The organism is Shewanella livingstonensis (assembly GCF_003855395.1).
In the GTDB taxonomy this organism is placed as follows: domain Bacteria; phylum Pseudomonadota; class Gammaproteobacteria; order Enterobacterales; family Shewanellaceae; genus Shewanella; species Shewanella livingstonensis.
On sequence record NZ_CP034015.1, the window covers coordinates 2879459 to 2900206 of the forward strand.

Sequence of the window (20748 nt, forward strand, 5' to 3'; positions counted from 1 at the left end):
ATTTATTGTCCAGAGGGGATCTGCTGGGTAATACAATGAATATTACCGCCGCCTAATAAGATTTCACGCGCAGGTACACCGACAATCTCATACTCTGGGAAAATGTCCTGCAACTTTTGCGCAGCGATATCATCTGTTGCAGGGTCAAGCAGTGGGAACACAATGCGCTGATTGGTAATCAAAAAGTTCACGTAAGAACCCGCTAAGCGCTCACCCGCCGTGCGTGGTACACCCGTGCCCTCTTCTACGCCTTGGGCTTCTTCTTCGGTGCAGTACAACGGACCCGGTTGTGGCATTAAATGAATTTTTAACTTACGACCTTGTGCATCTACCGCATTTTGTAACACATCTAAAGCCGCTTTTGAGCGAAGATATTGCGGATCGGCTTCATCATCAGTCCAATGCAAAATAACTTCGCCTGGGCGAGCAAAACAGCACATATTATCAATGTGTCCATCGGTCTCATCCATGTACACGCCATCTTCCAACCAGATAAACTGCTGCACATTTAAATACTCAGACAAATAAGCTTCTATCTGTTCACGAGTCAAATCGGGGTTGCGATTGCTGTTCAATAAACACTCGGCACTGGTCATGCAGGTGCCTTCACCGTCGACATGAATCGAGCCACCTTCAAGAATAAGCGGCGCGCGATAAGCCTCAAAACCATGTTGTGCATTCATCTGCTGTGCAACTTGCTCGTCTTTATCCCACGGAGAGTATAAACCACCGTTATGGCCACCCCAGGCATTAAAGCCCCAATCAATACCGCGGCATTCGCCCTTGGCATTAACGACGACTGTTGGGCCTGTATCACGAGCCCAGCAATCGTCACTATCGATTTCAACCAAAGTAACGTGAGCAGGCATAACCGTTTTTGCCTGTGTTAAAAATGCTTTAGGAACGCCCATATATACCGGCGTGACAGCACCAATGGCATCGGCAACGTTTGCAAATGTTGCTTGAGCATAAGCCCCAGCAGAGCGCCAGTTGTCTGGACGATGTGGCCAAAGCATCCACACAGCTTGCTGCGCCGCCCATTCTGCTGGCATGTGAAAACCATCTTGTGATGGCTTTGTAGATAATGGTGTGGCATCCACAGTCACGTTTGTCATGAGTCTTGTCTCCAGTAATGCTGAAAAACTATAAAGATTGAGCGCCCTAAACAGAGGACGACAGAAAAGAAATAAACCTACTATCAATTAAATGAATAAATCGAATTACCGCATGTATCACGCGGATAGTTAGGTCAAAATTGCCACGTCTTCACTAAGTGAGCTTTAGCTTGGTTGAAATATTACTGCATATCATATCATTTAAGACTGCTTGGGCTAAATAGTTGTATGCAGCTCATCGAGGAGAATCTTTAAGGTAAGGAAGTTGCAAATTTATTGCTCAATAGATAAGTGCAAGTGCAAGCACGGCATAGACCATAAATGATGTACATATCGGCTGGCAATGGGTCTCCTTTTGCCCAAACACCGAAAAATAGCGCTATCGATTATCTGCAGTCGGCTTTTTGAGTAACTTACGCTGTAACGTTCTGCGGTGCATGCCAAGTTGGCGGGCGGTTTCTGATACGTTACCACTATTGTTGGCGAGCACTTGTTGAATATGTTCCCATTCTAAGCGTTTTGGGTTTAGCGGTTGCTCTACGATATCGTCGTGGCCTGAGGCTTTAGCTGTGACCATCAATGCCTTTAACAGCGTTTGAGTATCGACAGGTTTTGCCAAATAGTTGTCTGCGCCTAATCTAATGGCTTCTACTGCGGTGGCGATACTGGCAAAGCCGGTTAACAATACCATTTGCACTTGGGGTAAAAGCAGCCTCAATGGCTTAATTAACGACAAGCCATTACTCTCTGCCAGCTTCATGTCTAGCACAATATGACTTGGGGCAAACTGCCTAGCCATGAGTAAACTGTCGCTGGCGTTATGACAAGCTTTGCACTCAAATCCATGACGAGTAAGACGGCGAGCTAAAATAGTCGCTAAGGAAACGTCATCTTCAATTATCAGTAATTTATTCATCTACGTCTCAATTTAACCCAATATGCTACAACAAAGGCTTTTATTACGTTTAGGTTCATTCATCTTGGTTATCAATCTTGGTAGTCGACCTAGCACTGAGTGGCAAAGTTACAATAGCTTCGGTACCGCCCTGTGGATGTGGTTTAAGGTATAATTTACCGCCTAAACGCTCAAAGCTGGTATGGCTTAATAATACCGCTATTCCCATGCCTTTGGGGCTTTTGACCATGTTATTACCTAATGTTTGTAATAAATGAGTTGCTATACCGATACCATAGTCACGAATAATGATACTTAACTCTTGTGATTGAGGTGACCACTGCGACAGACTAATATGGATATCAACTTTTGCAGACTGTTGGTTATCTTCGCTGGCCTGTGCGCCATTTTGAATAAGGGCCATTAATGCAGGCAGTAAACTCATGTCGGTATTCAATGTGGCTGACTCAACATGTGGTGCTAGGATGATGTGTAATTGCGTTTCTGGCATCAGTAAACTCACCTGCTCTGACAACATCATCACGAGTTTATCAACCGATTGTTGTTGCCCTTTTTGTTGACGAATTGACTCTGTGGCCAAGCGTAAATCGCTTAAAGTGATTTCACAACGATTCAGTGCTTGTTGCATCTCGTGGCTCAATTCGGTTTGCACTGCATCATGAGTTGAATCTAAAAGTTCATCGACTAATAAACGTAACGTGGCTAATGGCGTTGCGAGTTGGTGCGCCATTTGCGCTGATACAGTGCCTAATGCAAGGATTTTCTCTTGTCTTAATTGTGCCTCACGTAAATAGTGTAACTCAGCATTTTTACGCCGAATTCGTTTAGCAATAAACCCCACAGTAACGGTTAGCACTAACGCAGAAATCACAAAATTAAACCACATACCTAAATAATGCGATCCCATGTCCATACTGTGGCTTGCTGGCATAGCTTGAATGGCGGTCATAGCATGGTCCATTGGCATCTCGTTCATACTATGAGCCATATCATTACTCATATCATCAGCCATCACAGACAGGCGCGTTTCTTCAGAGATATTAACAATCATCAAGCTATAAAATGCCGTTGATACTATGGTTAAGTACCATGGTGCCCAGCGTGGCAAGGTGATAGCCGATATCGCAATGGGTAAGAGTAACAGCGACACAAAGGCGTTGGTTGCTCCACCAGTGAAATATAACCAGGTTGCCCAAAATAAAGTGTCTAATAATAAGGTTAAAAACAATACACCATGGTTGTTCAGGCTTAATCGATGGAAGCGATAGCTAAAGCCAACATAACAAGCTTCAAAAATTAACACGTATGACAAGGTAACTGGCGGCGCTGTTAATCCAAATAAGTCTGTGGCAAATAGAATAAGACCAATTTTAAGGCCCCAATTGACCAAGCGTAACAAGGCCAGTTGATGCTGATTTGCACTAAAAGGCACATTCAGGTTTACCATATTATTGTTAATCCTACCTTTGGTGATGTGTTGAGCAAAAGTGCAACTTGTACTAGCGTTGCTTAGCGACAACGGCAAGTTTTGGGTCACTTAATTACGGCTTACTGTGCAAATGTGATTATTAGACTGCCAATAATAACGATTTATTCATCGCGACACACTAACGTTATGATCTACATCCTATAATACTGTTTCACCCTCACTCAGAGTAAAAAGTGAGGTAAGTAAACTACAATCATATTATTTAGCGATATACCTAACCAACGTATAACCTGACGAATAATCAACCAGATAGAATGGTGTATTGCTACATCAACAAGCTTCTTACTGTAAGTGCGCTGAATACCGTTATCTACGCAAGCAATTGTTTAATGATTATTTATTATCAAAAAACAACATTGTTAAGTGAACATTTTTTGTAAAACCTTATATTTATTTGTCATCACAAACGCCTCGTAAATAAATATAAATCCATATATAGTGCATATCCATGCAAGCAAGCGTAGTGCTATGTGGCAATAAGCACCGGTAAAGCGAACATAAAAAGCTTAAGTGTTTATCTTTTTTATATTAAACCTAGAAAAACAATATCAATTCAAGGAAGTTGTTCAATGATTAATGACATTATATCGCTCGTCAATAATGTGCTATGGGGCGAATACCAAGTACTCATTTATATTTTGGTGTTTGCTGGCGTGTGGTTTTCATTGAAGTTAAGGTTTATCCAACTGCGCCATTTTGGTTATATGTTTAAAGTGATGAAAGGCAGCACTCAAAGTGATAAATCAGGCATCAGCTCGTACCAAGCTTTGTGTACAGGCTTATCTGCTAGGGTTGGTACGGGTAACTTAGCGGGTGTCGCTATGGCCATTTCACTGGGAGGAAGTGGCGCAGTCTTTTGGATGTGGGTAATTGCTCTACTGGGTATGGCCACTGGGTTTGCTGAAAGCATTTTAGGCCAGCTTTATAAAGTACGAGACGATCATAAAGAATACCGCGGTGGGCCCGCTTATTACATCACTGCTGGACTCAACAAACCTTGGTTAGCAGTATTATTTGCCGTGTGTTTATTCCTCGGTTACGGTATTAGCTTTAGTGCCATGCAAGCCAATACTATTTCAGATGCCCTCAATCATACCTTTGATATTTCATCCGTTTATTCAGGCGCAGTAATTACCTTTATTGCCGGTATTATTGTGATGGGCGGCCTGCGTAGTATTGCCCGCTTTGCTGAATTAATAGTGCCGTTTATGGGCCTAGCATTTATTTTAGCCGCAATGACAGTGACCTTAATTAATATTGACCAAGTACCAGGCGTGTTGATGGATATCTTTAACTCTGCATTTGGACTCACAGAAGCAGGAGCTGGCGCTCTTGGCGCTGCAATTAAAAACGGTATTCAGCGTGGCTTATATTCAAACGAAGCGGGTGCCGGTAGCGTACCTCATGCCGCTGCGGGTGCGACGCCAGTTCCTAACCATCCTGTTGCACAAGGCTATGTGCAAATGCTTGGGGTATTTATCGACACTATGGTGTTGTGTAGCTGCACCGCGATTGTGATTCTATTAGCCCAAGGTAATATTGGCTCTGAAATGGAAGGCATTCGTATCACCCAAAATGCGATGACATTTCATATGGGCATTAGCGGCGATATGTTTGTAGCTATTATTATCACTCTGTTTTCTTTTACCTCTGTTGTGGCCAACTACGCCTACGCTGAAAGTAACTTGCATCTGTTTAAACTCGACAATATCTATGGCCGTACCGTATACACCTTATTGTATTTAAGCATGGTGTATTGGGGAGCCAATGCCTCATTAAAAGAAGTGTGGAATATGGCAGATATGGCACTGGGGCTTATGACGGTAGTTAATATCAGTGCGATTATGCTACTGACACCAACTATCGTAAATTTAACCCGTGATTATCAAGTTAAGTTAAAAACCACCAACAAACCTGAATTCAAATTAGCCGATGTAAAAATTCAAGGTAAAACCGAAGATGGCGTATGGTCTTAACCACAATAAATTAACTGATAATGATTAACGCAAAATGGAATAAATACCCGATTACGTTTTTGGGCAGCATTTTTAAACCATACAATTTTAAGTCTTACAACATACAAATAGTGGCTAAACTATTTATGATTAAAAATTAACATAATAGACTGGCCTTACCTTGCAGCCTTATCGTAAAATAGGTGTTAACTAAAGAGGGGCTAATGGCTAATATTTCTAAATTTGATCGCGAAGAAGTGCTTGAAAAAGCAAAAAACTTGTTTTGGCAGAAGGGTTTTTTGGCAACTTCAACACGAGAAATTCAAACTACTATGGATATGCGACCAGGTAGTATTTATGCCGCATTTGGTAGTAAAGCTGATTTATATCACCAGACATTGATTCATTATGCACAAACTTCTGCTCGTAATTTAAATGTTCAAATTGAGCAGAATGACCACGTCTGGGATGGGTTAAAGCAGTATTTACGTAACTTATTATTGCCTTGCAGTGCAGAAGTACCTAGCGAGTTATGTATGGTAATGCGCACGTTGGCTGAGCTGGATGAGTCACACCACGAAACTCTCATCATCGCCCGTGATCTGCTGACTCAAGTTGAGCATCGGTTTGCTAGTGTCATTGAGCAAGCTCAAAATCAAGGTGATTTACCCGCTCAATTAGATAAATATCAAGTGGCGAAAAAACTCCAAGTCAATATTATCGGTTTACGCTCTTATCTAAAGGCCACCGGTGATACTGCAACTGTAAATCAACAGCTTGAAGAGTTTTTTATTCAACTACAAAGCTAAAAACAATAAAGCGCTTAAGGCGCTTTTTTTATCTATGCAACATTACTCATCAGCCATCATATCAACTGCATATTGCGATTACATAACAAAATATAAAGCTAGCCAGTAAACTTCTTATGCTAGTAAGTCGTAAAATTTCACATCAAATTGACCAATACCTTTATATTCAATGCTAATGTCTGCCGCCATGGGTACTTTTACCACTCCGCAATAGGATCCGGTAATAATGGCTTGGCCAGCGCTGAGCTTAATGCCCAATTGCGCTAAGTAATTAATTAACCAATACAACGGATTTTGCGGTAAGTCACACGGATGCACGCCAGCAAACTCCTGTTCGACTCGAGTTTGCTTAAGCTCACGCACCACCACATCTATATGGCTGGCCTTATAGGCAACTGACTTGTCGATTTCTGGACCTATGTACAACCCTTGATTACTGAGACCATCAGCTAGTTTTTGATAAAAGCTTGACTGACTATCACCACTAAATCTATTTTGGATTAACTCTAATGCCATGTGTGTTGCGCTAATAGCTTGGTCAACCTCGCTAGGACTGTAGTGGCAATAAGGCGCAATATCTTGGCCTAAGATAAATGCAATTTCAGGCTCAATCAGCGCAGACACCTGCCCGTCCAGAAGGCTGGGGATAATGCCGCAAACAGGGCTCTGATTTACCGCAGCGGATAATATAGGCGCGACAATTAAATGGCCATTAGCTTGGGGGACTAAACATTTCCAACCGGCAACAGCGCCATTAACATTAATCATCAGTTGTTGTACCGCAATAGCATCTTCAATATTTTGAGGGATGACAGCATAATAATGAGAGTTAGGATGAGGCGTGTTTCGCTGGGAAAATAAATGTGTAGCAAGTTCAGTAAGGGCTGCGTTATCAGTCACAATTGCATCATCAATAAATTCAAAATGCTAGATTATCTTTTTTGGCTGCTGGGATCGATAAATTTCGTAGGCTAATAACAAAAACAACAAACCGTTGCAGCAAAGGCAACGGTTTGTAATTACAGCATCATATATTGGCAATACTAGCCAAATATAATGCCCATAAAGCGGCTTACATGTGTTAGCTCACTTGCGAGGGCTTATTATCATGTAACACTTAACCTATGTTAACGACTTTACTTGCGTGTTGCTCTTAACATCCACGCGGTTTTTTCGTGTATGCGCATGCGATCTGACACCAACGCAGCTGTTGATTCATCATCAGCTGCTTGGGCTAATTTAAGTACTTGGCGCGATGTTTTCACCACTTGCTCGTGACCTTTAGTTAACAGATCAACCATGTCAGCAGAACTCGGTACACCTTCAACTTCTTTAATTGAGCTTAAACGAGCAAACTCTTTGTAAGTTCCCGGAGCGGCTACATCTAAAGTACGAATACGCTCAGCAATATCATCAACCGCTACAGCAAGTTCAGTATAATGCTCTTCAAACATTAAATGTAATTCGCGGAAGTGTATTCCGGTAACATTCCAATGGAAGTTATGGGTTTGTAAATAAAGTGTATACGAATCGGCTAATAAACTTTTTAAGCCTTCAGCAATTTTTAGTCGATCGTCTTTTTTTATACCAATATCGATGTCAGTCATTTTATTCCTCTCAAAGTAGAATTAATTAGTCATAACATTACAGCATTTGTATAAATGGTGAATGCAAGTTAGTAATAGTATATTTAAAGTATACTCACCTATTAACATTTCACTCACATTACATCATCTATGAATAAATATGATTGTTTTAACTTACAATTAAATGCTTGTTAAAACAAATAGTAAACGACATCATTACTATATCTAATTTAACGTTAAATACATACATTTCGTTTATAGAAGAATTAATTAAATATCTTAAACGATGCCTTTAAATAAACTATACATCTTATAATTACTGCAGATCAATAGCGTTTAAGCTAATTTATCGTTAATGTTAGTATATCTTTATACTAACATCTCAACATAATGGATCAACCATATGCCATTAAACTCGATTAATATTTTATCTTAATCACTTAATTAAATATTGAAGAGGATCTCATATTGATCCTCGAACAGAAAATAATACCCGATACATATACACTACAACTGCAAGATTAATTGCCAGCACACTCACACTGAGTAAACTAAAGTGCCTCATCATCTCATAAACCTCAAAAGGCAGGTATATTGCACCGCTTAACAAAGCAAACCATTGGGTCCAACGCATGTTATGCCATAAACCGTAGGCTTCAATAAATCGAATTAAGGTATATATTGCTGCTCCTAGGGCCATTAAGATTACGCTCGACTGTGATACCGACCCAATCGCTGAAATAAAAACACTGGGATAATGACTGGCTGGGTTAAGGTGTAAATGAGTCACTAACTGTGTAGCCAGCATAGATAAGTTTTGACCGGCATAAACATGTAACCCAATCGCAACCATTAAAGCTAATATTCCCTTGCTTGCTTCGAGTACCGCAACGGCACGTACGCCTTTGTCCGAATGCATCATTTTGTTCCGCGTTTCCAGTATAAACAGATTGACCTATCTTAACGGCTCATAACAGCGGCACCTATGAATATTTTATCCACAAAAAAGCACTTCAATTGAAGTGCTTTTTTGGCGCATTTAATGTTGTTTATGGTAGCGAATAACGCAGTATTCGTTTAACTACCTGGCTGTATTGACGTAAAAAAGGCCCGGTGTGATACGCAATGCCATGACGGGCAAATATCGCCTGCACTTGGGGTGCAACTTGCTGATAGCGAGACGACGGCAAATCGGGGAACAAATGATGTTCAATTTGAAAACTCAAGTGACCGGTTAATATATGAAACAGCTTGCCACCAAGAATGTTTGACGAGCCTAATGCCTGACGATAATACCATTGGCCTTGAGTTTCATTTTCACACTCAGCTTGGCTAAAGGTATGTACATCTGAGGTGAAATGACCACAAAAGATGATGGTTGAGGTCCATAAGTTACGCAGTAAATTGGCGATTAAGTTACCACTTATTACCCACAAAAATAGTGGTCCTGCAAGCAGAGGAAACACCAGATAATCTTTGAATAATTGCTTGCCCCCTTTGCTAAAAAAGCGTCGTTTGAGTTCACTCGCATTCACTTTAGATGCTCTACCTTGTTTCTTTTTACCCATAAAAACCCGCTCAGCGGCAAGTTCGTGATAAGAAATACCCCATTGAAATAACACACTTAAATAAATATAAGTGATAAATTGCCACAGATTTTTAAGTCGCCACGAAAAGTCATTCGACAAACGCAGTAAGCCATAACCAAAATCTCGGTCTTTACCGATTACATTGGTATAAGTGTGATGTTCATAATTATGAATACGCTGCCAACTTTTACCGTCGCAGGCAATATCCCAATCAAACTGACGCGAGTTAATATGAGGATCGTTCATCCAATCATATTGACCGTGTAACACGTTATGACCAATCTCCATATTGTCGAGAATTTTGGCGCTGGCTAAGCTTAATACACCGACAACCCACCATAATGGATGGATAAACCCGAGCATCAATAACGCACGACCGCCCCACTCTAAGCCTCTTTGCCATACAATAACGTTACGAATATAGGCTGCATCTATGGCGCCTACATCCTTTAGGGTTTGACGTTTTAAGTCATCTAACTCATTAGCCAATAAGTCAAAGTTAATATTTTTATTCATCTATTTATAATTCCAACTCAAGTGGCGTCACCGCCTGAGAAATACATAATTGAATTAATTGCTCACCTTGTTGCGATAACTCACCCGTGCGTAAGTTTCTGACTACGCCAGATTTTTTAACACACTGGCATTGGTGGCACACACCAATTCGACAACCAAAAGTAGCACTAATCCCTTGTTGCTCTAGGCCATTTAATAAGGTGTCGTTAGTCGCTAACGTCAGCTGAGTTTGTTTGCCCCGCTGGGTTAACTGAATATGTTGTTCGCCATTATCTGTTTTAGGCAGTATCGGAGCTTGAAAATACTCAGCTTGACGATGTTGTGGCGGATGATTAATGGCATCTAATTGGTGATCAACATCTTGCTTAAACTGACCCGGCCCGCATATCAACACCTGACTTGACGCTAGGCAGCCTTGTAATGCAGTCGCTAAATTATCGCCATTTTTACGCACCAACAATTTGACCTTAAGTTGAGGCAACAGCTGGGCTAATACTGTTAATTCATCAACATATAAGTGCTCGCCAGCTTTAGCGAAATACACGACATAAATAGGGTTTGATGGCTTATGGGCTGGTGATTGAATAGCGTTAGCAAATAACGGCTTTAATCGATGCGTCGACAAGGCTAATTGATGCAACATCGCCATAAACGGAGTAATACCACTACCGGCAGCAACCAACCATAATGGCGTTTCTGGCAGATTTAGCACACTGTCACTTAATAAAAACTCACCTTGTGGTGCACTTAAGTTAACAAAACCACCTACTGAGATATGCTGGCTTAACGCAGAGGTAAAAGCGCCATCGGCAGTGTGTTTAATAGTTAAACGAATAACCCGTTTTTTAGGCTGCAAAGTTTGGCGTTGATCGGGCGCTGACGATATAGAGAATGGTCGCGTCATTAACCGTCCATTGATCTCCAGTGTTAATAACACATGCTGGCCAGCTTTGGCTTGCGGCCATGTTTTTTGCGGTGCTAACTCAAGCTGTAATACATCATCACGAAGCGGTTTTAACGACAATACTTGAGCACGAAACCAATGGGTTCGCCACGCAGGTTTAACTCGCTGAATAAGCGGTTCAAAATAACTGCCTAATGATTCAGTATGAAATAGGGTCTTAGCAGTGACTTGATTGAGTCGGGTCAATAAATTCATTTATAGCGTACACGTGTTAGCTTAATTTCAGCGCACAATTGTACGCTGAAATAACATTGTGGTGCAAGTAGCTGTTTATATCATTTAGTGTCTTATTAATAAGACTTTAAAGTAAGGATTAAATACTGACCATTGCTTGTCATAAAAATGATCAAGGTAAGCGATACAATACAGCAACATCGATGCGTTCGCTTATCGCTTAAATACTTAGTTGTTTAAATAGGAATAGATGCTCAGATAGTAATAGATGATTTTTTCATCCATTCGATGCAAAGGTGGGCAAAATCGGTAGTGGTTGACGGCATATGCTCAATGCACACAAACATGTGCTAAATACCATGTACAAGATTTATAGCATAAGATTTACTTTATTTACCGTAACAACTGATTGTTCTGCTAGTGATTTAATCAGCCTTGATAGCGAATGATACAAGTCATCAAAAATAACGTTTCACCACAGCCTAAAGTGAAATAAGCCGCTGCTATTTGGTTAAATGATTACGCTAACTTTTTATGCTGTCTCTGCATTAATAAGCTAGATTCGAGTAACACCTTCGCTACAGCAATGATGACCCCCTGCGAGTTAATGGCAAATAGCATATTTACCAAACCACTTTTTATAAGGTTGATAATTATCATAGAGCCAATTGAATACGCCGGTATAAACAAAGAAAAACACCAACACGCCCCCTTCAAGCATTAAGGTATCAACAAGGTTTAAACTTAAATACCACGAAACCACTGGGAGGGTTACCACTAGCAAGCCGCCTTCGAAACACATCGCATGCACAATACGAGTGGATAAAGTACGCGTCACTCTGTCACTGCCTAATAACTTATCGAACCAAATATTATAAATATAATTCCAGGTGACTGCGCATAACGATATGCCGATACTCACCACCAACATATCGATGGTGCTTTTCTCCATGAGCATGGCGCTCACAGGGACTATGATGGCTGCTGCCAATATCTCAAAAGACACCGCGTGGAATATTCTCTCTTTTGTTTGCATAATAAACTCAATTATTGGTGACGTTTGGCTTATTCTCATCCAATATAAGGATACTTAATAGTTAGATACTATCTGGAAAAGCGATATGTATAGCATTGATCAACTCGAGGCGTTTGTTGCAACGGCTAAAACAGGCTCGTTTTCAGCGGCGGCTCGTTCACTCAATAAAGCGCAATCTGTGGTAAGCCAACATGTCATCAACCTTGAGATAGACTGCAATGCTGCGCTATTTGACCGCAGCGGCCGTTACCCACAACTTACCCAGGCGGGACATACGTTGTTATCACATGCGCAAGTGTTATTAGCGCAGCATCAACGCTTACGTTCTTGCGCTCAACATCTTGATAAACCGTTTATTTCCGAGCTCACCATCGGCTTAGATGAAGGCATACCCTTCCAAAAACTCTCTAGTATGGTTAATCAGTTAGAAATTGATTTCCCCAATACCACACTGGAATTTTTTACCGCATCGAGCATTGATATTGTCGACTTGATTGACACAGATAGAGCCGTCACCGGGATTATTTTTAGTGAGCTGTCGATCCCCTCTCACATTGACTGTGAATCCATTGGGGCAATTAAGTTTGATCTCTACGTTGCGAGTACTCATCCATTAGCCCAACAAGAATCGAACAACTTAGCCAACTTAAAGCTGCATAGACAATTGCTAATGCGGTCACGCAATAACAAATCCAGTAACTTCCAACTCGCGCTGAGCCCAGAGATTTGGTATGCCGATAACTATTATGTGTTACTGGAACTGACATTGCAGGGTAATGGCTGGTGTTTATTACCCAACCATATCGCCAATGAGTACGTTAACAGTGGCCGATTGGTGTTGTTACCCAGTGAGTTTAAAGATATGGGTTGGCATGCCAATGTTGATGTCATTCAGCATCATCGCTATAGCCTGGAGCCAATGTTTAAGCAGTTTAGGCATTCGTTAAGGCAATTACTGACGCCATAAAAAGTGGGCATACGTAAAAAAACACAGGCCGCGATAAGCGGCCTGTGTTTTATAAAATGTAGTACACAACTCATTGGCGATTAAAAACCAAATTTACCATTACTGTTTTTCCAATCAGTTTGAGCCGGAATGGTTTCAATGGTGTCCCAATGTTCTACAATTTTACCTTCCTGCACACGGAACAAGTCATAAAATGCCACATGTTGCTGCATGAATATGCCTTCGCTAATCGACAACACAAAGTTACCTTGGCCCAATATTTTATGGTTAGTTTTTACCACCATTGGCATGTCCATTTTAGCGAGCTCACCTAAGGCTTTGCCTAGGCCACTTAAACCGTCGCCAATATTCGGGTTATGCTGAATATAATCAGTATCTTCACTACCAATAAATTGACCTATTTTGGCCATATCACCTTTGATCAAAATGGTGTTTACAAAATCGGCCACTAAGGTTTTATTTTGCTCGGTTTTGTCTAAGTCGGTCACTGTAGTTGCACCGTCAAACTGGCTGTGACCACTTGGGTTTGCAGCGGCGATGGTTTGCAGGTTATCCCAATGTTCAACAATTTTACCGTCTTCAAATCGGAAAATATCAAAGCCGGCTTTAGGGCCAAAGAAGTTATATTCCGTGTGCGTAACCACATAATTACCGTCTTGAAATGCACGTTTAACCTGAGCTTTTGCGCTGCCTTTAGGTAACTGCTGCATTACTGCACCAAAACCGGCTAAACCGTCAGCAACGGCTAAGTTATGTTGAATGTATTTGTTAGGGTTGATATAGCCAATTGGCGCTGGGTTGCCCGTTTCAATACTGCTCACTAACTCAACAACCTGTTGCTTGTAGCTGACTTGAGTTTGTGATTTTTCGGTTGCCGCAACGCTGTTGCCAGACATTAAGGCTCCACCCAATAGTGCACTCGTAACAAGTGCACTGACGATTGATTTACGCGCTGCTGATGTGCTGTTAACTGCGATGATTTTGTTAGTAATGGTATTCATGGGTAAGTCCTCTGGTTTCAATGAGGACATTGTATAGCGCAACAAAATAGCCCAGTAGAGTGTAAATGAGCACAAAAATGGTCAAAGTCGAACCGTATCGTTCACCACGACTTATGCAACTCTTTATTAACGGTTAATCAATTAATGTGTATTGAGTTTACTAAATTGGCTTGGGGTTAATTGTGTTTGGTTTTTAAAGTACTTCACAAAATTACTGGTATCGTCAAAACCAAAATCATTAGCCAACTGTTGCGTCGTTGCATTGCTCACCACCAAGCGCCGTTTAATCTCGATAATGGTATAAGCATCGATCATCTGTTTTGCGGTTAAGCCCGTTGCTAATTTACAAATGTTATTAAGGGTTTTATAGGTGGTGTGTATTTGCCCCGCAAACCAATTAGCATCTCGTACTTTATGAGCATGTTGTTCCATTGAACTAAAGAATTTCGATAACTTAAGGCTTTGGTCTGTTGACAAGTTATCGTGGCTTAACGCGGGACGTAAGCGGTGTAATAACAAGGCAAGCGCTGAAAATAAATACATGACAATTAACGGCTCAGACGGTTCTATTGTGCTTTCGGTGAGTATTTCGTTAATTAACGTTTCAGTGCGGGCGTGGTTAACATTGTCGAGTTGCAACAGCGGATTATGTTGTTGATTTAAATGTGTTGGGGTGTAATTAGGTAGCCGCATATTGGCATGTACTTTGTCTAAAAAGGCTTGGGTAAACAGTAATACTTTACCTTGAGGCTGATGCGAAAAATCAAAACTATGCACCTGATCTGGCTGCACAAAGATTAATGAACCGGCCTTAAAGTCATAACCGGTAAAGTCCACATAATGCTTGCCCTCACCTTGTTTAATATAGATCAACATAAAAAATGACACGCGATGAGGTGCTTGAGGATCGTGTTCCATGTTAGGTCGACAATACAAATTAGACAGTTCAATAATCTCTAATTCAGCTTGCTTGGTTTTTTCATGGTTGAAGCCAATATTAGGGATAGTCATGTCATGCTCGAATGTTATTGAGTGATTGGGCGAGTAAATGTAACCAAAGTGATAATTAAATCATTATCAAGCAATTAATACCAATCTGCATTAATAAGTGACCTCTCACTTATTAATGCGGAACACCATAACGGCCACTTATTATGGTCATATATATCCATAATGATTGGCTTTAGTTGCTCTTTTTACCGCTAACTAAAAACGGCACAATGACGCTATTAACTCATGGGCAACACATTTTACGTATACGTATTGCCACATGTATTCATTCATCATCACGATATTATTAAGAGGCTACTGCCATGAAAGCCATTGGTTATCAGCAAAATCTACCGGTACACGATCCATTATCATTACAAGATATTCAGTTAGATATGCCTGTTGCGAAAGACCGTGACATTCTGGTTGAAGTCAAAGCGGTGTCTGTTAATCCTGCCGACTTTAAAATTCGTCAAGATATGCCGGCACCTGAAGGTGAATGGAAAATATTAGGTTTTGATGCTGCTGGTATCGTTAAATCCGTGGGTGAAAATGTCAGCTTGTTTAAGCCTGGCGACAAAGTATGGTATGCCGGTGATGTGACTCGTTCAGGTAGTAATGCACAATACCAACTGGTCGACGAACGTATCGTGGGCCATATGCCAAAAAACTTATCTTTTGACGAAGCCGCTGCTTTGCCATTGACCGCCATTACCGCATGGGAATTATTGTTCGACCGCCTAAAAGTGGATAAAGACAACGCCAACAAACGTATTTTGGTTATCGGCGCAGCCGGTGGTGTGGGTTCAATTATGGTGCAATTACTAAAACAGCTCACCCAACTTGAAATTATTGCTACGGCATCACGAGCAGAAACCGTGTCATGGTTACAAGACTTAGGCGCTGACCATATTATTAATCATCGTTATAAATTGAGTGAACAGTTTGCCGAAAAACAGTTGCCATTAGTCGACTATGTTGTGAGTTTAAACAATACCTCTGAACACTTAATGGAAATAGAAAAGGTGATTAAGCCACAAGGTCAATTTGCGTTAATTGACGATCCACAAAGCTTAGACATTATGCCGTTTAAAATGAAGAGCATTTCAATTCACTGGGAGCTGATGTTCACTCGCTCTTTGTTTAAGACCGACGACATGCAAGCTCAACATCAACTGCTTAACGATGTCGCTAAACTAATCGACAGCGGCCAGATTAAAACCACTGTGGGTGAACATTATGGTGTGATTAATGCGACGAACTTACGCCGAGCTCACGAGCGCTTAGAAACTCAGCAAGCTAAAGGCAAAATTGTTTTAGCGGGTTTTTAATGATGACGAACGAGTTTATCTGAAAAAATAATTGGAGCCAGACTCCTTTGAAGCACTTTTTATCATCGTTACGATCTCTAAAGTGCTTATCGATATCAACACTTGATTCAGCAACTATATAATAAATTTGGAGCATGGCATGTTCACGCAAATAATTAAATTTACCGTAAAGCCACAATATCAACAGAGCTTTAAAGATGCATTAATCACCAACAAGAATGGCACCCGTAAAGAAAAGGGTAATACAGATATGGCTATTTTTGTTGATAACACCAACCCGAATATATTCTTTGCTTACGAACGTTGGCAAGATGCGACCGCATTTGAGTTTCATAAAAACCAAGCTTATACCCAAGATTTTATTACGTTATTAGATGACACATTAGCCACTGCCCCACAAGTGTACAAAGTAAATGATACCAAACCTTATCCAGTTGCGATGACACCTGCCAATCCCGAAGATGATATATTTTCAATTTTCTTTATTTTCCCAATTCATTCGGAATTTCGTCAGCCTCTTTTGACACAGTTTGAAGACCATATTCAACACACTCGTCAAGAAAATGGTAATTTATTATTTGATCTTTACACCGTTCAAGATGATGACAACACCTTAGTGGTTTATGAACATTGGCGTAAAGAGTCTGACGTATGGGATATCCATTTCAACCAACCTTATGCCAAAATCACAGGGGCAATAATGGAACAGGCGGTTGTGGGTGACATGCAACAATATATGCATTTTGTCAGTGAAATAAACGAATAATAAGGAAAATTAAATGAGCGCATTTTTTATCATTAATTATGATGTTACCGATCCTGAAATGTATGCGAAATACAATCCAGGCTCAAATTCAATCACTGCCGGAACGGTTGCTAAACATGGCGGCACTATCCTCGCGGCTAGCGGCTCAGGTATCGATTTATTGGGTGAACAAGGCCAAATAAAAGTGATCATTGAGTTTCCAAACTCTCAAGCGGCAAAGGCGTGGTTAAACGACCCCGAATACGCCCCTGCTAAAGCGATTCGTTTAGCCGCAACTGACAATATTAACCAATATATTGTTGACGGTTTAGCACCTTAACGCTTGTGTTTTGATTCACATCAGTGCAGTTAAGTTAACGGCACTGAACTGACTAAATCTGCAAGTCTGTATTACAATCGTTTACGGTTTAGCTGAGCCATTATAGAGATGTTTATAATTTGGCATGTGCGACAACCAAAAAGGCGGCGTGCCAATATAGTCTTGCACCGCCTTGATAAACTCACTCACTAGTAACGTTTGTTTACGATGTGGATACACTGCATAAATGCCAGTATCCATAGTCGACAAACTATAATTCGTTAACAGCGGCACTAAATTAAATTCCGCAATCGGCTTTTCTAAGTTAAATAAATCAATCATGGTATAGCCCAAACCATCTACCACTGCAGCAATCATCGAACTGACATCGCTCACTTTTAAATTACCCTGCATCTTATAATTTTTAAACTGCTCGCCCTGGGGATGTTGACTTAACCGCATCACATCTATGGATGATTCACCATTACTATAAATGACCGCGGGCAAGGTTATCAGTTGCTCTGGCGTCGTTGGCATACCGTAACGTTCAATAAAATTTTTGGAGGCCACTATCGCAAAATGGGTTTTGGCAATTTTCTTGGCAATCAAATTAGACTCTGCCAATCGCCCCACTCTAAATGCCACGTCGAAGTGATCTGAAATAATATCAGCTTTACGGTCATCTAACGACACGGTTACTTTGACATTAGGATAACGTTTCATAAACTGGCTAATCACCGGCTGTAAATAGTGTTGGCCAAAGAAAATGGATGAGGTTATACGAATAATCCCTTTAGGCTCAGATTGATAGGAGTCTGCAATATTCTGAATATCACCTAAAGTGTTTATTAAAATATGGGCTTGCTCTAGAATTTCTTCACCTGCTGAGGTTAATGCAAATGAGCGAGTCGAGCGGTTAAGAAGCTGCACGCCTAATGTCGACTCTAACTTTTTAATTTGTTTAGAGAGTGACGAATTATCCATGTCATGTAACGCGGCCGCTTTGGCAAACGAGCCTTGTTGAACTACATCTAAAAATAATCCCAGTTGAGTGGTCACGGACATAATATTCCCAGCAATTAAGTTATAAGTTTAGTACTAAATATGATTGTTGATAAGTAACGGATGACGAAAAACAATCATTTTACAGTACATCATCCCAGTAAGGCGTTTGACCATAATATTGGCTCACGAAATTAACAAAACACTGCACTTTCGCCGCTAAAAACTGTCTATTAGCATACACCATATACAAACCCATTGGCTTAGGTTCAAAATTTCTGAGTATGCGTACAAGTTTACCTTCAGCTAACGCTTTACTGGCGATAAACGTGGGTTGAATAACGATTCCACCCCCTAAAATAGCCGTATTCACTAACAGTTCACCATTATTGGCTATCAGATTTTCGTTAAACTTAAGCGACTGACTGGTTTGTTCAAAACCAGCAAATAACATAGCATCGTCTGAGTATGAATATTTAAGATAAGTATGATGTTGTAATTCTGCCGGTGTTTTCGGTATCCCCTGATGCACTAAATAATCTGCCGAGGCCATAATAGCAATGTAAATGGGCGCAACCTTTTTACCAATATAAGATGAGTCAGCCAAATGACCAATGCGGATTGCTACATCAATCCCGTCCTCGACAATATCTACTTTTAAATCGGTTAGCTTAATATTCAGTTTAATCGCGGGATAAGCCTGCTGAAAATCCATTAATAACTGTGGTAAATGCAAACTGCCAAAGGACATGGGCGCACTGACCGTTAAGGTGCCCGACACCACTTCGGCATGTTGTGTTAATTCATTTTCCATTTCATCGATATCGGCAATCACTTGCACACAACGTTGATAATACTCTGCGCCCGCTTGAGTCAAACTCAATCGACGAGTGGTGCGTTGCAATAACCGCGTGTGTAAACTTTGCTCTAAAGCCGAAATATACTTGCTCACCAATTGTGGTGATAAATTCAATTTATCAGCCGCTTTAGTAAACGCCCCTTCTTGCACCACGGTCAAAAAGGTTCTCATGGTGTCGAGTTTATCCATACATTAACAACGCTATGTTGATTGTTTATCCATTATAAGCATGTTTATCATCTATGTGACTAACAATATAATGTTGGCCAAAGCCGATTCAAAAACGCTAAATCAACCCATTGGCATTACACGAGGTAGAATATGAAGCAACTTCAACATCCGCTGTTTATATCGCATGGATCGCCTATGATGGCGGTTGAAAACAGCAACACATCGCGTTTTTTACAACGACTAGGCCAACAGCTTCCTACCCCAAAAGCCATTGTGGTATTTTCGGCCCATTTAGATGTCACCGAAGATGTGGTAATTACCGCTGGAACGCAGCCCAAAACGGTACACGATTTTTATGGTTTCCCTAATGAACTGTATCAAATTCGCTACCCTGCACCTGGCGCACCTGTATTGGCAAAACAAATTGCCGACACGTTTATGAGTGCAGGTATTAAGGTCAATTTATCTCTAACACAAGGTTGGGATCATGGCGTGTGGATCCCACTGAAATTAATGTACCCGCACGCGAACATTCCCATTGTACAAATATCGATTAATACCCGTGTAAGTGCAGCAGAAAACTATCGATATGGACAGCTTATAGCATCGTTAAAACACCACAACATTCTTATCATTGGTTCTGGTGGAATAAGCCATAATTTAAGCGAGGTTTTTCGTCAGCCTAAAACACCCAATGGCGTTGATATGATGAATCAATTCACAAAGTGGGTTGAAGAGAAATTAGTAAATAATGATACCGAATCGTTGTTGAGCTACATGCAGCTCGCGCCGTTTGCCCAGTTTAATCATCCGACTCAGGAACATTTTTTACCGCTTATTGCTATTTTAGGTGCAAGTGAAGCAAGTGTTGCCCAAAAAATACACCAAGATGTTGAGTATGAATTGTTAGCACTCGATGCTTACTCGTTTATGTAAACAGGATGTATTAGATAATACACATAGAGTAAAAATTTAAGCTTATATATTCGCAATACTAATAATAACTATTGAATAACATAGCCGCTATCACATGACGGTAATTTAAACATATTGGACGTAGTAGGTAATTCGTCATAAACTGCAATGAAGTCTTATATTTCATTGTCGATACATTTATAAACTCTTCCTAAGTGTTTTGGTAAAAGCTTGATCTTCATTGAGTTATTTCGCTTATATTACAGTGCTGAATACGCTATATTATTAAACATATCTTG

20 protein-coding genes are annotated in these 20748 nt (G+C 40.6%); 7 read left to right on the plus strand and 13 right to left on the minus strand.

Going from position 1 to position 20748, the window contains the following annotated elements:
- Positions 1-2 precede the first annotated feature (2 nt).
- The 3 genes from aguA to EGC82_RS12380 form a co-directional block, all read right to left on the minus strand.
- On the minus strand, positions 3-1115 hold the full coding sequence (gene aguA, locus EGC82_RS12370; RefSeq protein ID WP_124731033.1) for an agmatine deiminase: 1113 nt from the start codon (positions 1113-1115) through the stop codon (positions 3-5).
- 379 nt (positions 1116-1494) lie between these two features.
- Positions 1495-2031 (minus strand): response regulator transcription factor, encoded by a 537-nt coding sequence (locus tag EGC82_RS12375; RefSeq protein WP_124731034.1) that lies wholly within the window; start codon positions 2029-2031, stop codon positions 1495-1497.
- 55 nt (positions 2032-2086) lie between these two features.
- Positions 2087-3478, minus strand: coding sequence for a sensor histidine kinase (locus tag EGC82_RS12380; protein ID WP_124731035.1), 1392 nt, complete (start codon positions 3476-3478; stop codon positions 2087-2089).
- 611 nt (positions 3479-4089) lie between these two features.
- Between EGC82_RS12380 and EGC82_RS12385 the strand changes: the two genes are divergently transcribed.
- Both EGC82_RS12385 and EGC82_RS12390 read left to right on the plus strand, forming a co-directional pair.
- Positions 4090-5496 (plus strand): alanine/glycine:cation symporter family protein, encoded by a 1407-nt coding sequence (locus EGC82_RS12385; protein WP_124731036.1) that lies wholly within the window; start codon positions 4090-4092, stop codon positions 5494-5496.
- A gap of 203 nt (positions 5497-5699) precedes the next feature.
- Entirely contained in the window at positions 5700-6284 is a 585-nt protein-coding gene (locus EGC82_RS12390; RefSeq protein WP_124731037.1) for a TetR/AcrR family transcriptional regulator, read from the plus strand.
- Between the two features lie 114 nt (positions 6285-6398).
- On the opposite strand, the gene EGC82_RS12395 is transcribed toward EGC82_RS12390, so the two are convergent.
- The 6 genes from EGC82_RS12395 to EGC82_RS12420 form a co-directional block, all read right to left on the minus strand.
- Positions 6399-7184 carry a hypothetical protein gene (locus EGC82_RS12395; protein ID WP_124731038.1) on the minus strand — a complete coding sequence of 262 codons (786 nt, stop codon included), beginning with the start codon at positions 7182-7184 and terminating at the stop codon, positions 6399-6401.
- A gap of 236 nt (positions 7185-7420) precedes the next feature.
- Positions 7421-7891 carry a Dps family protein gene (locus EGC82_RS12400; RefSeq protein WP_124731039.1) on the minus strand — a complete coding sequence of 157 codons (471 nt, stop codon included), beginning with the start codon at positions 7889-7891 and terminating at the stop codon, positions 7421-7423.
- A 442-nt stretch (positions 7892-8333) separates the two neighbouring features.
- Positions 8334-8792: a DUF2127 domain-containing protein gene (locus EGC82_RS12405; RefSeq protein WP_124731040.1), complete on the minus strand. Its 459-nt coding sequence runs from the start codon at positions 8790-8792 to the stop codon at positions 8334-8336.
- 127 nt (positions 8793-8919) lie between these two features.
- Positions 8920-9975 carry a fatty acid desaturase family protein gene (locus tag EGC82_RS12410; RefSeq protein WP_124731041.1) on the minus strand — a complete coding sequence of 352 codons (1056 nt, stop codon included), beginning with the start codon at positions 9973-9975 and terminating at the stop codon, positions 8920-8922.
- A 4-nt stretch (positions 9976-9979) separates the two neighbouring features.
- On the minus strand, positions 9980-11134 hold the full coding sequence (locus tag EGC82_RS12415) for a flavin reductase family protein (protein ID WP_124731042.1): 1155 nt from the start codon (positions 11132-11134) through the stop codon (positions 9980-9982).
- A gap of 583 nt (positions 11135-11717) precedes the next feature.
- Positions 11718-12149: a PACE efflux transporter gene (locus EGC82_RS12420; RefSeq protein WP_124731043.1), complete on the minus strand. Its 432-nt coding sequence runs from the start codon at positions 12147-12149 to the stop codon at positions 11718-11720.
- Between the two features lie 85 nt (positions 12150-12234).
- Here EGC82_RS12420 and EGC82_RS12425 point away from each other — a divergent pair, with 85 nt between their 5' ends.
- A complete protein-coding gene (locus tag EGC82_RS12425; RefSeq protein ID WP_124731044.1) occupies positions 12235-13116 on the plus strand; it encodes a LysR family transcriptional regulator in 882 nt (293 codons plus the stop codon).
- 80 nt (positions 13117-13196) lie between these two features.
- Here the strand turns inward: EGC82_RS12425 and EGC82_RS12430 are convergent, their stop codons facing one another.
- Entirely contained in the window at positions 13197-14117 is a 921-nt protein-coding gene (locus EGC82_RS12430) for a nuclear transport factor 2 family protein (protein ID WP_415837657.1), read from the minus strand.
- Positions 14118-14258: 141 nt separating this feature from the next.
- Entirely contained in the window at positions 14259-15128 is an 870-nt protein-coding gene (locus EGC82_RS12435; RefSeq protein WP_124731045.1) for an AraC family transcriptional regulator, read from the minus strand.
- A 302-nt stretch (positions 15129-15430) separates the two neighbouring features.
- Here EGC82_RS12435 and EGC82_RS12440 point away from each other — a divergent pair, with 302 nt between their 5' ends.
- From EGC82_RS12440 to EGC82_RS12450, 3 genes are all read left to right on the plus strand, one after another.
- Positions 15431-16438: a zinc-binding alcohol dehydrogenase family protein gene (locus EGC82_RS12440; protein WP_124731046.1), complete on the plus strand. Its 1008-nt coding sequence runs from the start codon at positions 15431-15433 to the stop codon at positions 16436-16438.
- Between the two features lie 139 nt (positions 16439-16577).
- Positions 16578-17204 (plus strand): putative quinol monooxygenase, encoded by a 627-nt coding sequence (locus EGC82_RS12445; protein ID WP_124731047.1) that lies wholly within the window; start codon positions 16578-16580, stop codon positions 17202-17204.
- A 13-nt stretch (positions 17205-17217) separates the two neighbouring features.
- Entirely contained in the window at positions 17218-17523 is a 306-nt protein-coding gene (locus tag EGC82_RS12450; RefSeq protein WP_124731048.1) for a DUF1330 domain-containing protein, read from the plus strand.
- A gap of 81 nt (positions 17524-17604) precedes the next feature.
- Here the strand turns inward: EGC82_RS12450 and EGC82_RS12455 are convergent, their stop codons facing one another.
- Positions 17605-18567, minus strand: coding sequence for a LysR family transcriptional regulator (locus tag EGC82_RS12455; protein WP_124731049.1), 963 nt, complete (start codon positions 18565-18567; stop codon positions 17605-17607).
- A 79-nt stretch (positions 18568-18646) separates the two neighbouring features.
- On the minus strand, positions 18647-19552 hold the full coding sequence (locus tag EGC82_RS12460) for a LysR family transcriptional regulator (RefSeq protein WP_124731050.1): 906 nt from the start codon (positions 19550-19552) through the stop codon (positions 18647-18649).
- Positions 19553-19684: 132 nt separating this feature from the next.
- Between EGC82_RS12460 and EGC82_RS12465 the strand changes: the two genes are divergently transcribed.
- Positions 19685-20470, plus strand: a complete 786-nt coding sequence (locus tag EGC82_RS12465) for a DODA-type extradiol aromatic ring-opening family dioxygenase (protein WP_124731051.1) — start codon at positions 19685-19687, stop codon at positions 20468-20470.
- Positions 20471-20748: the final 278 nt, after the last annotated feature.

Coding starts and splice junctions, on each gene's coding strand:
- EGC82_RS12425 (WP_124731044.1), top strand. CDS start 12,235: ATGTATAGCATTGATCAACTCGAGGCGTTTGTTGCAACGGCTAAAACA.
- EGC82_RS12400 (WP_124731039.1), bottom strand. CDS start 7,891: ATGACTGACATCGATATTGGTATAAAAAAAGACGATCGACTAAAAATT.
- EGC82_RS12380 (WP_124731035.1), bottom strand. CDS start 3,478: ATGGTAAACCTGAATGTGCCTTTTAGTGCAAATCAGCATCAACTGGCC.
- EGC82_RS12455 (WP_124731049.1), bottom strand. CDS start 18,567: ATGTCCGTGACCACTCAACTGGGATTATTTTTAGATGTAGTTCAACAA.
- EGC82_RS12415 (WP_124731042.1), bottom strand. CDS start 11,134: ATGAATTTATTGACCCGACTCAATCAAGTCACTGCTAAGACCCTATTT.
- EGC82_RS12440 (WP_124731046.1), top strand. CDS start 15,431: ATGAAAGCCATTGGTTATCAGCAAAATCTACCGGTACACGATCCATTA.
- EGC82_RS12450 (WP_124731048.1), top strand. CDS start 17,218: ATGAGCGCATTTTTTATCATTAATTATGATGTTACCGATCCTGAAATG.
- EGC82_RS12465 (WP_124731051.1), top strand. CDS start 19,685: ATGAAGCAACTTCAACATCCGCTGTTTATATCGCATGGATCGCCTATG.
- EGC82_RS12420 (WP_124731043.1), bottom strand. CDS start 12,149: ATGCAAACAAAAGAGAGAATATTCCACGCGGTGTCTTTTGAGATATTG.
- EGC82_RS12445 (WP_124731047.1), top strand. CDS start 16,578: ATGTTCACGCAAATAATTAAATTTACCGTAAAGCCACAATATCAACAG.
- EGC82_RS12375 (WP_124731034.1), bottom strand. CDS start 2,031: ATGAATAAATTACTGATAATTGAAGATGACGTTTCCTTAGCGACTATT.
- EGC82_RS12410 (WP_124731041.1), bottom strand. CDS start 9,975: ATGAATAAAAATATTAACTTTGACTTATTGGCTAATGAGTTAGATGAC.
- EGC82_RS12430 (WP_415837657.1), bottom strand. CDS start 14,117: ATGAATACCATTACTAACAAAATCATCGCAGTTAACAGCACATCAGCA.
- aguA (WP_124731033.1), bottom strand. CDS start 1,115: ATGACAAACGTGACTGTGGATGCCACACCATTATCTACAAAGCCATCA.
- EGC82_RS12390 (WP_124731037.1), top strand. CDS start 5,700: ATGGCTAATATTTCTAAATTTGATCGCGAAGAAGTGCTTGAAAAAGCA.
- EGC82_RS12405 (WP_124731040.1), bottom strand. CDS start 8,792: ATGATGCATTCGGACAAAGGCGTACGTGCCGTTGCGGTACTCGAAGCA.
- EGC82_RS12460 (WP_124731050.1), bottom strand. CDS start 19,552: ATGGATAAACTCGACACCATGAGAACCTTTTTGACCGTGGTGCAAGAA.
- EGC82_RS12385 (WP_124731036.1), top strand. CDS start 4,090: ATGATTAATGACATTATATCGCTCGTCAATAATGTGCTATGGGGCGAA.
- EGC82_RS12435 (WP_124731045.1), bottom strand. CDS start 15,128: ATGACTATCCCTAATATTGGCTTCAACCATGAAAAAACCAAGCAAGCT.